4 protein-coding genes are annotated in these 13,634 nt (G+C 56.9%); 2 read left to right on the plus strand and 2 right to left on the minus strand.

The window, feature by feature from the left end; all coding sequences use genetic code 11:
• Positions 1-50 precede the first annotated feature (50 nt).
• Positions 51-5,399: a hypothetical protein gene (locus tag KFS80_RS14725; protein ID WP_212545160.1), complete on the plus strand. Its 5,349-nt coding sequence runs from the start codon at positions 51-53 to the stop codon at positions 5,397-5,399.
• Positions 5,400-5,534: 135 nt separating this feature from the next.
• On the opposite strand, the gene KFS80_RS14730 is transcribed toward KFS80_RS14725, so the two are convergent.
• Positions 5,535-5,900, minus strand: a complete 366-nt coding sequence (locus KFS80_RS14730; RefSeq protein WP_212545161.1) for a DUF6124 family protein — start codon at positions 5,898-5,900, stop codon at positions 5,535-5,537.
• 538 nt (positions 5,901-6,438) lie between these two features.
• Between KFS80_RS14730 and KFS80_RS14735 the strand changes: the two genes are divergently transcribed.
• On the plus strand, positions 6,439-9,720 hold the full coding sequence (locus KFS80_RS14735; RefSeq protein WP_212545162.1) for an Ig-like domain repeat protein: 3,282 nt from the start codon (positions 6,439-6,441) through the stop codon (positions 9,718-9,720).
• A 93-nt stretch (positions 9,721-9,813) separates the two neighbouring features.
• Here KFS80_RS14735 and KFS80_RS26970 read toward each other — a convergent pair whose 3' ends face one another.
• The gene (locus KFS80_RS26970; protein WP_246541859.1) at positions 9,814-13,584 is read right to left on the minus strand and encodes an autotransporter outer membrane beta-barrel domain-containing protein; all 3,771 of its coding nucleotides are present in this window, start codon (positions 13,582-13,584) and stop codon (positions 9,814-9,816) included.
• Positions 13,585-13,634 lie beyond the last annotated feature (50 nt).

The following is a 13,634-nucleotide window of genomic DNA, read 5'->3' on the forward strand; positions in this document are numbered from 1 at the left end:
GTTTCCAGCCATAAATCACTCCGTTGCCTCACCGCTCAACGGAGCCGTCCATGCTTACCCCCAACCTTCCCGACGCCGACACATTAATCCTCGACCAACTCGATATCCCCGGCAAAACCGGGCCGGTGTCGGAGTCACCAAAGGTCTGGGGCCTCAATATTGCGGCGGCGTTGGGTAATTTCCCGCGCCAAGGCCTGCTCTGCCGCGCCGGGCCGTGGACGTCAATGGGAATTGGCGATCAGATCAAGGTGTTCTGGAACAAGGATGTGGAAGTCCTGCAGAAAACCGTTGGCCCGGCGGACGTCAACACGACGCTGCAAATGTTCGTGCCTTCGGCGCGCATCCCGGAAGGCCGGGCCGTCGGGTATTACAGCGTCAAGCGCCTCGGCCAGACCTGGGAGACGTCCGAGGACTTGCAGGTACTGGTCAAACTCACCCGCCCTGGTGGTCATGACGACAACAACGATCCCGGCCACTCCAAGCTGATCATGCACTTGCCGCAGGACATCCTCGACGGCGGCATTGATAAGGACAACGTGGCCGCCGGTGTTCCGGTCGCCATCGAGTCGTATCCAGACATTGCCGCCGGTGATGTGATTCAAGTGAGTTGGGGCGGTGTGTTTGTGCTCAGCGCGCCACTGACTCAGGATCAGGCGGACGGCAAAGTGCCGCTGGTGGTGCACGTCAGCGAGGCGGTCATTCGTGAGGCCGGGGATTCTGACGGGGTGGGTTTGTCCGTGGCCTTCGAGGTCTACGACAAGGTCGACAATCGCTCCGAGGACTGGAGCGCGGCACAACGGGTGGTGGTCGCGATCGACGCGAGCAGGCTGGAAGCGCCGATTCTCAAGGAAGCGCAAAGCAACGTGCTCGACATCGACCAACTGGGCGATGCGAATGGCACCGCGCAGGTCTGGGTCACGACCGGTGGATCGTTCCAGCCCGGTGATACCCCGATCATCCGGGTCAAGGGCACACCCGTGGAGGGCCTGCCGATCGATGTCGAGTTCACCGGCGAGCCGCTGACCAGCGTGCCCACCACCGCCGAAATCCCCATCGCCAACGCCGTGCTGCGGCAGATGGCCAAGTCCCAGATCGCCTTGTCCTATCGCCTGAAAAAGGCCAGCGGCGCGCCCGACATGCCTTCCAAATCACAGTTCATCAGCGCCATCGGCGCGATCAAACGCCTGGCCGCCCCCAAAGCACTGGACGCAGTGAGTGGCGCGCTCGACCCGACGTTGAAACAGGTGCGCATCGAGATTCAGTTCGACGCCTCGTTTGCTGACGGCCAGGCAATCAAACTGTTCTGGCTCGGCACCCGGCCGGAACTCACCCCTTACCTCCCGGAACTGCCACTGTACCCGCTCACTGCGGGCGACATCAGTGCCGGCAAACCGCTGCTGATCCCCATCGACGGCGCGCATTTGACGCCGATCAACGGCGGCAAACTGGAGCTCTACTATCAGTTGCTGATCGAGGACGCCGCGCTCGGCGCGATGAACCATGTCAACGCCACCCACGCCATCCGCGAATCCATTCACGCCGATATTCTGCAGATCGGCGAGCCACGCCTGGAACTGCCCGAACCCGTGGTGGCAGGCGTGATCGACGGGGCATTACCCGGCGACACCGCCGGTACAACGTTGACGGTGAACTACCTCAACACGGTCAAGAATGACGAGGTGATTTACGAATGGATCGGTTCGAAAACCGGCACGAAAACGGACGGAATCACGCTGTCGTCTTTGACTGAGGGCAAACCGGTTCCGTTCAGGATTGATGCTGAGTTCATCAGCGGCAACAACGGCGGCACGGTATTGGCGAAGTACCTCATCAAGCGTGCGGCGGGTGGGACGAGTTATTCGAATGCGCTGGAGTTCAGGGTTGGCAACGCGCTGGAAAATCCACTCCCGATCGCTCGACTTCCACAGGCTACGGGTAGCGGTGCCAGTGTGACTTTGGCACCGCTCGATGCCCAAACGGGTGCAAAGGTTATCGTGGCTTACGCGGGAATGAACGACGGCCATTCCATCCAACTGACTATGGTCGGCAAACCTGGTGCCGGTTCGCCGAACATTCCGGCCAAACTCGGTTCAAGCAGTGGCAGCATCGAGTTTTTGATTGAACCGGATGCCATCGCCGCGAACATCGGCAATGGTTCAACAACGTTTACGCTCACGTACGAAGTGACGCTGGGCAGCAACAAAATTCCGTCGCTGCCGTTGACGGTAACGATGACGCCACTGCCAGCGACGGAGCTGGACAAGCTATCTATCTTGCAGGCTGATGGCGTTGAACTGGATTTGAGCAAAGTTACGACGGGCGCCACCGTACGTGCGGGCGTGTGGGCGTTTATCAAGTCGGGCCAACCTGTCTGGTTAACGCTCAAGGGAAAGAACGCGCAGGGTGGCGAGCATAACCATGTGGTGTGGAAAGTGCCGGGGGCAGCGGTTAATCAGACCTGGATCAATGGGGGTAAATATGATCAGCCGGTGCCTTATACCTATTTTAAGGATCTGGCACATGGCACGGAGCTGGAACTCCATTTCAAGGCTGCGTTGACGTCGAGCCAGGTTGAGGCGGATGCGATTGTCGCGCCGGTGAAGCGTTACAGGGTCAAGGCTGTGGAGGATGTGAAACCGGTGATCGGCTCGGTGATCGACTCCAAAGGCGTCGCAATCCCTCAAAACGGTCTCACCGTTGATTCCAGTGTCAAGGTCGGCGGCACGGCAACACCCCATCAGACCATCCTGATTTACAACAACAGCGTGAGCACTGGAGGCTTCGCAACAGCAGATGCTCAAGGTAAATGGGAACGGGATTTGATCGGACTGGCCCAGGGCGACTGCAACCTTACTGCTGTTGCGCAATACGGCAGCAATCCGGTGTCGGTGATATGGAAAATCATCGTCACGCCGATGGTCACGCCGACCATCACTTCGATCAAGGACAGCAAGGGTGCCGAGATTCCTCATGGCGGAACCACCATTGATACCAGCGTGACGATCACCGGGACGGCGAGCAAAGGGCAGAAGGTCGATGTGAAGGATGGCACGATCTCTAAAGACAAGCCGCCTGCAAACCCGGTGACCGGAATCTGGACACTGACGGTTTCTGGCTTGAGCATTGCGGCGCACAGTTTTACCGCCAAAGCAGAATATGGCACCGGAGCGGTATCGGCGGCGCGCACGTTTAATGTCGCGGCACTGGTGACGCCGGTGATCACATCGGTGCTCGATTCAAAAGGCATCGCCATTCCCCAAAACGGTCTCACCGTTGATTCCAGTGTCAAGGTCAGCGGCACTGCAACGCCCCATCAGACCATCCTGATTTACAACAACAGCGTGAGCACTGGCGGCTTCGCAACAGCAGATGCTCAAGGTAAATGGGAACGGGATTTGGTCGGACTGGCCCAGGGCGACTGCAACCTTACTGCTGTTGCGCAATACGGCAGCAATCCGGTATCGGTGATATGGAAAATCATCGTCACGCCGATGGTCACGCCGACCATTACCTCGATCAAGGACAGCAAGGGTGTCGAGATTCCTCATGGCGGAACCACCATTGATACCAGTGTGACGATCACCGGGACGGCGAGTAAAGGGCAGAAGGTCGATGTGAGGGATGGCACGATCCCCAAAGACAAGCCTATTGCAAACCCGGTGACCGGAATCTGGACACTGACGGTTTCTGGCTTGAGCATTGCGGCGCACAGTTTTACCGCCAAAGCAGAGTATGGCGCAGGGCCGGTGTCGGCGGCACGCACCTTAACCGTTGCAGCGCTCGCCACACCCACGATCACTTCAGTTAAAGACCCCTACGGCAAAGAAGTCCCAAATGGTTCCACCATTACCAATGACAGCGTCACCCTGACCGGTACAGCCACGGCGGGTCTGGAGGTCAATATCTTCGACGGGGCGACCCCCAAAGGCACTGCTGCGGTTAATGCCAGCGGTGTTTGGACACGTGGTGTTGGTGGCTTGGTCAATGGGCTGCACAGCCTGACCGCCAAAGGCATTTACGGCAGCAACCCGGAATCGGCTGCCCGCACGTTTGTTGTGGCGCACGCCTTGGTTCCAGCCATCACCTCGGTGAAAGATTCCAAAGGCATCGATATCCCACAAAACGGCACCACCGTTGACACCACTGTGACGCTGACAGGCACGGGTACGGCGAACCGTGCAGTGGATATTTATGACGGCACCACATTAAAAGACTCGGCGCCGATCAATGCTCAAGGGATCTGGATCTACACCGCTACAGGTTTGACCGTTGCCGCTCACGCCTTCAAGGCAAAAGCCAAATACGGCAGTGAGACGGAATCAGCTGTTCGAACCTTTACTGTCGCCGCAGCGACGGTGCCGGTGATCACATCGGTGCTCGATTCAAAAGGCATCGCCATTCCCCAAAACGGTCTCACCGTTGAGTCCAGTGTCAAGGTCGGCGGCACGGCAACACCCCATCAGACCATCCTGATTTACAACAACAGCGTGAGCACTGGCGGCTTCGCAACAGCGGATGCTCAAGGTAAATGGGAACGGGATTTGGTCGGATTGGCCCAGGGCGAGTGCAACCTTACCGCTGTTGCGCAATACGGCAGCAATCCGGTGTCGGTGATATGGAAAATCATCGTTACGCCGATGGTCACGCCGACCATTACCTCGATCAAGGACAGCAAGGGTGTCGAGATTCCACCTGGTGGCAGCACCTTTGATACCAGCGTGACGATCACCGGGACGGCGAGCAAAGGGCAGAAGGTCGATGTGAGGGATGGCTCGGCATCTAAAGGCAAGCCGCCCGTGGATCCGACAACCGGGGTCTGGACGCTTAAGGTTTCAGGATTGAGCGTTTCGGAGCACAGTATTACGGCCAAGGCTATGTATGGCACAGAATCGCAGTCGTCAGCGAGGATATTTACCGTAGCCCATGCGGTATTACTTGAAAACTTTGACGAGCTTCAAGCACAGCATTATCAGAGTGGTCAAACACTTGAGCTTCGACATATAAGAATCACTCCACTGTTTTCACCCCCAGACCAACACCACGCGTCCATGATTGAAATTATTAATAGATCACCAGCCATGAAAGGCATGGCGTACTACATGCAAACACGCTCAACACCAACACTGGAGAGTGCCGAATGCGTAGTGGACATCAAGGTTCCGTGCTCAAAAATATCATTTTGGCTCTGTCGCGCGAGCACAGACAAATCCGACCGGATCCACATCACTTACACATACGGAAACGGAAGTAAAAAACAGGAGACGCTTACTATTAGCCCAACACCTACAAAAATCGAATTTTCGGAATCTCGTATAAACCGAGTAACTTTTAAAAGCGTAACAATCGATATTGATGCACGACTTGGGTTTGTTCTCGACTCCATAGAATTAACGCGTTAAGCCGTGTCAAAAAGAGAAATATTTACCAGTATAAAGATCACCATAATAGGGAGCTCATTTACTTCCTAGAAGAAGACCTTCCCGCTCTTACATTGGACGGTGGGGCGAGGCCGACAACCTCGCCGCAACTAGGAATTAATCCACCGGAACCAGATTATCCAATACCTGATTAACCGCCAACTCTCCCAGCATCACTACTTGCGCAATGCCCAACAATGTCCTGCGATGCGTGCCTTCCAACATCCCGGCCAGGTCGTTGATCATCACGCAAGCCGAACCGAGGCTTTCGCTGGCGTCGGCTAACAGAGGTTCGTTTGCGCTAGCCGGGTTGACCATGAACAAACGGTTGGACACATACGGTGCAGCCATGATTTCGGCGGTGGGTGGGCCGAGGTAGTGGTCGAGGGCGCGCTCGGCGGCTTCGTGGAATTTCTTTGATTCGTGGGATTCGTAGGGCGATGCCGGATCGGTGGCCGGTGGGTTTGGCGTAATTTTGAACATGGGTGACTTACCTCTGAATAAGGCCGCGTCCATCTCGCTGCTAAACGAAAGGGTGGCAGCTGTACGCGAGTTAGCAGACCGGCAGTCACCCGAAACCGGCGCACCCGAAGGTGCCAAGCGCACAGCCACCATCAAGTGCAGGCGAATGCCTGACTGGATGAGACTCGTACAACCGGATAACTAGCCGGGCTGCTAAACCCGATCACTGGAAATCAGTGACCCGATCCAAGTTACCGACCTGCCCCCAGGCGCACAAGCCGGCGGATTCTGTCTTACGCGTAGGCAATGGCGCAACGATTTGTGGGCCTCAGGACGTAACACCCGGTGTCTTTTAAACGCGCACATTAAACGGCGCTCATTGCCTATGCCATTTGGCGAACCGTCCGACAGGCTTCGTCGCCACCCCACCGACCGTTCGTCTCAAACCCCCCCGCCCCTGTCAGATCTGACAGTAGCCAACTTGCCGCCCGTAATGCTCAATCACAAGACCCGGCGCGTCTGCCAACGATCGCCCCCTCCCCCAGCAAGGAAGCTTGCCATGCCCAGCCACTCGCCCTTTCTGTTCCCGCCATGCGATGACCAAAACGCGCCGTTTGCCCTCCGCCCGTTACTGATCGCGGGCATGGTGCAGCCGATTGTCGAGGGCGATGGCGGGATCAATATTGCCGTCGTCAGTGACCATGCCGAAGGCTTGCTCTGCTTGATTAATCCGTATCTGGGCATGCGCGCTGGCGACAGCCATGACATCTATTGGGAAACCAAAGTGATTTTCCGCAAGACCGTCGAGCCCGGCGACGTCGATAAGCCGATGTACTTTTTCCTGCCCGTCGATGGTCTGGCCTCAGGTTGGGTCGAGCAGTGTTATTACCAACTGACTCGCGCCGGCGCAACGGTGCCGGACGATCCTTCTGTGCCCTTGCGATTGCTGGTCAAACTCTTTCGACCGGGCGGGCGCGACCGGGAACCGCATCTGCCGGATGGCCACTCGGAATTGAAGATTGTGCAACTGCCCCCGGATCTGGTCGACCAAGGTGTCATCGATGCCGCATGGGCGGAAAAAGGTGTGCCGGTGACGATTCCGTTCTACCCGGACATGACCCTGCGTGACTCGATTTTGCTGCGTTGGGGCAGTGTCGCGCTGACGCCTTATCGGGTCACGCAGGCGCATGTCGACCGACTGCAACCGATCGTCATCGTGGTTGATCAGGAGGCGATTCTGGCGGGCGGCGATGGCAAGAAGCTGGAGATCAAATACGACCTTTACGATGAAACCTGGAACTGGGCGGTGCGCCATTCCAAGCGCACCCACATCGACGTGGACGCCGGTGCCTGGCGGCTGGACGCGCCGATCATCAAAGAAGCCATCAACGGGATCATTACCGTCAAGGATCTGAACAAGCAGCCGGTCACGGTTCAGGTGCGTGTAGCGGGTACGGATTTCGCGCTGGGCGATACGCTGACCATGACGTGGATCGGCACGCCGTTTACCGGCCAGCCGCTGATTCACAGCGAGTCGCGCACGATCGAATCTGTCCCGAGCATTGTGGAAATAGACGTGCCCTACGAGGATGTCCGCGCCATTGCCATGGGCCGCGCTGATGCTTCTTATGTGCTGCGCAAAAACAGTGGTGGCCCGCCGTTGTCCTCCAAGCGCACGTTCGCCGATGTGGTGGGGGCGGTGGTGATGCTACCGGAGCCGACGATCCGCGAGCTGATCGGCGATACGCTCGAACCGCATACCCCACTGGCGACTGTGGATATCCGCTATCCGGGCATGGCCAGCGGCGACTTGATCAATTTGATCTGGCTGGGCACTCAAGCGGACGGCGTGCCTTACCCGCATGAAGAACAACACACGGTCACTCGCAATGAAGCTGAAGCGAAGCTCATTACTTTTCAGATCAAGAACCAACACATCAAAGTGCTTGATGGCGGCAGCCTGGATTTGTCCTATCGCGTGAGCAATGACAACGTGACGCTGTATGGCGTAAGCGAGTCCGATCGGCTGCTGGCCAAGGTTCAGGTCATTCACGCGACACTGCCGGCGCCGCAAGTTCCGGAGGCAACCAACGGTGTGCTCGACCCTGACAACGTCAGCGACAACGTCACCGTACTGGTGAATTTCCCCGGAACGCACAAGGATGACATCCTCACCTACTATTGGACTGGCCCCGGTGCCAGTACTTCCGACTGGGTTCCGATTACCAGCCTGATCATCGGCAAACCCGTGAGATTTCGGCTGGATGCCCGGTACGTTCATGCCAATACCGGGCAATCGATCAGGGTGCGCTATACGTTGTTGCGGGCAACCACAAACCAGTTTGAATATTCGGCGGGGCTCGACCTGCTCATCGGCGAACAGGTCGGCGTTTTGCCTGCACCGACCGTTATTCAAGCCGCTGACGGCACACTGAACCCGATGGATGCATTGAAGGGTGTCGACATCAACGTCAGCTATCCCGACATGAAGCCTGATCAAGACATCATCCGGCTGAAATGGCTTGGCACGCCGGGCGCGGGAACTTCCGACGACCTGGAACTGCCAGGCGACGCCAGTGGTAGCGTCGCGTTTCACCTGCCTCCGACCGTGGTCGCTGCCAACCTCTCCAAGCGCGTCGAGGTTGAATACGAAGTGAAGCGTCATTCACGGCCAACCCCTTCGCAAACTCTGGATCTGTTGGTCTCGGGATTTCAAAACCCCGAAACCGAACTGCCCCGCCCCCTGGTCGTACAGGCAACGGGCAATGTCCTCGACTTGACGACGTTTACTGGCGATGCGACGACACGCGTGTCTGTCTGGCCGTTAATTGCGCTCAAACAACGCGTGTGGCTGGCACTCGAGGGGCAAACAAGCACCGGCACAGACCATCGAGTGATCTTGCTCGACGGCGTTGAAATGTCTGATGCGCAGGTCGGCAACGGGCTCAATGCAGGGTTACTCAGAAGCGAATTGGTGAAACTGGGACATGCCACGTCGGCGAAGGTGATCTGCAAGGTTGCCTTCGATGGCGGGACGGTGGAATCGGCAGCGATTGTTTTTCCGGTATTGGAATTGACCGTTAGAACGCGTTACGACTACGTCACTCCAACGATTACCGAAGTACATGATTCAAAAGGTCTGATCGCTGAGGGCGGCAAGACTTTAGATAAACAGGTAACTGTCAAAGGGACAGCAACCCGAGGAGAGCGGATCGAGTTGCTCGATGGTACTGCTTCACACGAAACCGCAGATGTCACAGACAGCGGTAGCTGGAGCAAAGTGATGAGCTCATTGGCCGTCAAGCGTTACAGCCTCACCGCGCGCGCACTCTATGGCGATGGGAACATCTCCGCCCCTCCACGCACCTTTACCGTTGAACTCCCCCAGGAAAACTTCGATAACGTCCCGGAACAGTCAGTGGGGTTCGGTGGAAGTATCGAAACTCCGCTTATGACAATACGTCTGCTGACAGAACAAGCTGCATTACGGGTCATTGCATTAAGCAAAGCTGCTCCGCCTTATCCCAAACCGTCACCTCAGCCTGGAAAGATGGAAAACAATGTGCTTTTTCTTGAACCCTCGTCCGGCGTGCAATCCACCATTCGCCTGGACTTCAAAGCAGAGTTTTCCAAAGTCAGCTTTTGGTATAACCAAACCAAAAACTCTACGTCGGTCTACTTTTTCAAAAAAAATGAGCTACTCGGCTCGAAACCCTTCACTCAATCAGAAAGCCCATCGACGCTGGAAAGAATTGAGGGTGCCTACGCCGGAATAACCGCCATCGAAATTCGTGGCGCCAATGACGCCTATTTACTCGATCACTTCACATTTGAGCGTTAAGGGAGCACGTTCGAACACAACATGATTTACGGCACAAAAAAACCGCTGTTCCCTTAAAGGAAAAGCGGTTTTTTATCAGGCTAAACCACCTGATTACCAATAAAACCTAAATCCAAGTGTCGCCCCCCACGGCTTCTCAATATGTTCCCCATTCGAGTAATCAAAGTCCGCATGCACCTGCCACTTCTCGGACATCGCCACTGCCACACCTGCGCCAAACTCGCCGCGTGTGCCTGACAGGTCATTGTTGAATACGTTGTCGTTGACCTTCACTTCATTATTCTTCGCAAACTCATGAGCGACCGCCATGCGCAGATAAGGCTGCGCAATACTGGCCTTGCCGAACTCGAAGTTACGGCCAACCGTAACGCCCGCCTTGCCGAGCAAGGAACGCGTAGTGTCGCCGTCGGCTGTCATGTCGTTGTCCAGGGTGTAGCGTTTGCCCTGAATTTGCACCGCAGACCATTGGGTGAACGGTTCGACGAAGTAGCCGTCGGCGAGTTTGAATTGCCGACCAAATTCCGCCGAAGCGCCGAGGCCCCAGTTGTCGTAATCACCCTTGGCGCGGGTGTCATCGCTGAGGTTGACCTTGGACTCGTTACGGAACCGGTTGAACTTGAGCACACCGTCGAAGTAGTAGCCCTTGTCGGACATCCACGTTAAGTAGGGCCCGACGTAGTAGCTTTTTACGGTGCCCGTGGTGCCGTGATCGAGATTCAGATCCGACTTGCTCGTCCCCGCCAGCACACCGACCAGCCACTGACTGTCGCCGACTCGCGCATCGGCGCCCAGCGAGATCCCTTGCTGGTTTTGCTGATAACCCACGCCCGAGCCATCAGCGACGTTGTACTGGCTGCCGTAGGTGCGCATCCAGCCGCCGGACTGTCCGCCGTTAAGACGCAGCTCGCCCATGCGGGTGCGCAGTGACGACTGTTCGCCATACCAACTGGTGACCGGGGTGTTGAACAAGGCCAGAATCGACTGAGCACCGGGGCTGATGACTTCAGTGGTCGGATCGAGGTACCACTCTTTGCCGCCCTCGGCATTGGTTCGACTGGCCAGACTGTAAGACCAGGTGCCGAGATCCACCGCACGATCGCCCGCCAACGTAAAACTGGCGCCATCGGTGGTGCCGGTGCGCACCAGGACAACCTGCTCGGGGGCTATCGCATCCAGCCCGGAGGCCGCGACGGCAAGCCCGTAATTCCCCGTCGATTGTCCAGCCACTATGAGTTTGTCACTCTCGCCGCTGACAAAATCGCCCTTCATCACAAACGTACCGGTGGTACCTGCCAACGTGCCGACGTTGAGTGTGTAATAAGTGCTGGTTGCCTCGGCAGCGCCAAACGTGACGCTGCCACCATTCATGCCCAACGTACCAATGTTGTCGTTACCCGTCAGCGTCCAGTTTGATTGGCTTTTGATGTTAACGCTGTTGACCTTGTCGAGACGCCCGGTGAGTTGCGACTGATTTTCCAGGGTGACCGACTCAGTGGTGTTTAACCCATCGACCAGTACGTCACCTGTCATCTGGCTTTGATTGAGCGTCAGATTGGCGGTGCTGTCATCGCTGATATTCAGGTTGCCGAGAAACGTGCTGTTGTTCAGCGCCATCTGCGTCGTCGAGTTCCCGGCGACCCGGACATCGCCGGTGAGCTGACTTTGATCGAAGCGCAGATCGACGTTGCTCCCGCCCGCGATGTTCACATTGCCGGTGAGTACGCTGTTGTTGGCAAAGTTCACGGCCGTCGTGTCGGGCAAGCCATCGATCAGCACATCGCCCTTCATCTGGCTCTGATCAAAGCTAAGTTCGGCAACGCTGTTGCCCGTGAAATTCACGTCGCCTTCCAGGGTGCTGCCGTTGGCAAACGCGACGGTGGCTGTCGAGTCATTGACCCGCACATCGCCCGCCATGTGGCCCTGATTGAAGTTGAGATTACCCGTGCTGCCTTCGGCGATGTCGACTGCGCCGGTCAATAAACTGTTGGCGGTCACGTTCAGATTTGCAGTTGAGGCACCTTTGACCAGGGTGTCGCCGGTCAGCTGACTTTGGTCGAAGCCAAGGTCAACACGGCTGCCGTTTGCGATGTCGACGTTACCGTTGAGGGCACTTTGATTAGTGAACTTCAGGGGCGTGGAGGCAACGCCATCGATCAGTACGTCGCCCTTCATCTGACTCTGATCAAAGGTAAGTTCAGCAACGCTGTTGCCCGTGAAATTCACGTCGCCTTCCAGGCTGCTGCCGTTGGCAAACGCGACGGTGGCTGTCGAGTCATTGACCCGCACATCGCCCGCCATGTGGCCCTGATTGAAGTTGAGATTACCCGTGCTGCCTTCGGCGATGTCGACTGCGCCGGTCAATAAACTGTTGGCGGTCACGTTCAGATTTGCAGTTGAGGCACCTTTGACCAGGGTGTCGCCGGTCATCTGACTTTGGTCGAAGCCAAGGTCAACACGGCTGCCGTTGGCGATGTCGACGTTACCGTTGAGGGCACTTTGATTAGTGAACTTCAGGGGCGTGGAGGCAACGCCATCGATCAGTACGTCGCCCTTCATCTGGCTCTGATCAAAGCTAAGTTCAGCAACGCTGTTACCCGTGAAATTTACGTTGCCTTCCAGGCTGCTGCCGTTGGCGAACGCGATGGTGGCTGTCGATTCATTGACCCGCACATCGCCCGCCATGTGGCCCTGATTGAAATTGAGGTGGCCGGTGCTGCCGCCAGTGATATCGATTTTACCGGTCAGCGCGCTGTTTGCTGCCACGCTCAAGTTGGCACTCGATGCGCCATTGACAATCACGTCGCCCTTCATCTGACTTTGATCGAGGGCAAGATCGGCGAGGCTGCCCCCCGAGACATTGACGTTGCCCTCAAGCGCACTGCCGTAGCCCAGGTTCACGGTTGCTGTCGATGCATCGACCAGTACATCACCGGTCATAGTACTTTGTTCGAAGTTGAGATGACCGGTGCTGCCATCGGTGATCCGCATATTGCCTGAAAGATTGCTGCTGCCCGCAAGGTTCAGGGTTGTGGTCGAGGTGCCATTGACCAACACGTCGCCCATCATTTGGCTCTGTTCGAAGGAAATATCACCGCTACTGCCGCCGGCGAAATTGATATTGCCTGTAAGGCTGCTGCCGGCAACAGCCACGGTTGCGGCCGAAGCGCCCTGGATGTCGAGCAAGATGTTATTGCCGGCGAGCAGAGTGGAACCGTTGAGGATATGGATGATGGCCTGCGTTCCGCGCTCGACCAGGATCGCTGAACCGTCCACGCCCTGAACCGTTGCGTTATCCAGCGACAAGGTGCGAGCGCCAACGTTTGCCGAGTCATTGACGATCCGCACGCCAGTCGATTGCCCAGTAATGTGCGTGCCTGCGGAGGCGTTCACTTCGCCGCCCAGAATGTTCACGCCAATGCCATTGGCGCCAGCGCCGGTAACTTGCGTATTGATCAGTGAAAGGGTGCTTAACCCCGTAACCTGAGCACCCGCCACATCCCCTGTGATCCGGCTGTTGGACACCGTCACGCTGGAACCACCCGCTGCGACAGAGGAACGGTTGACGGCCAGGCCGATGTCATCACTGGTGATACTGGTCTGATCAACGGTGCCTTTGCTGCTGGTGACCACGACACCTTCATTGCCAGCGTTGCCGACAACCGTAGTGCCACTGATATTCAGTGTCGAACCGGTCTGGGCAGTAATCGATCGTGTGTTGGCACCGCTAGCATTCAACACGCCGTTGTTACGCACAAGATAGTCAGTCGCGGGGACCGATGAGTTGATGTCCAGCGTGGCGTTATCAACAATAGTCGCCGCCTGTGCGTAATCCCCGGGCAACATCAACGCCTGCAGGCAACACATTACGCCAAGCCCCCTTAGGGGTGTAGCGCCAACACGTGATAGACGAAACA

It is taken from the genome of Pseudomonas rustica (genome assembly GCF_018336155.1).
GTDB classification, from domain to species: domain Bacteria; phylum Pseudomonadota; class Gammaproteobacteria; order Pseudomonadales; family Pseudomonadaceae; genus Aquipseudomonas; species Aquipseudomonas rustica.

What these genes read in the sequence shown, in the direction of transcription:
- KFS80_RS14735 (WP_212545162.1), top strand. Translation starts at nt 6,439, where the DNA reads ATGCCCAGCCACTCGCCCTTTCTGTTCCCGCCATGCGATGACCAAAAC.
- KFS80_RS26970 (WP_246541859.1), bottom strand. Translation starts at nt 13,584, where the DNA reads ATGTGTTGCCTGCAGGCGTTGATGTTGCCCGGGGATTACGCACAGGCG.
- KFS80_RS14725 (WP_212545160.1), top strand. Translation starts at nt 51, where the DNA reads ATGCTTACCCCCAACCTTCCCGACGCCGACACATTAATCCTCGACCAA.
- KFS80_RS14730 (WP_212545161.1), bottom strand. Translation starts at nt 5,900, where the DNA reads ATGTTCAAAATTACGCCAAACCCACCGGCCACCGATCCGGCATCGCCC.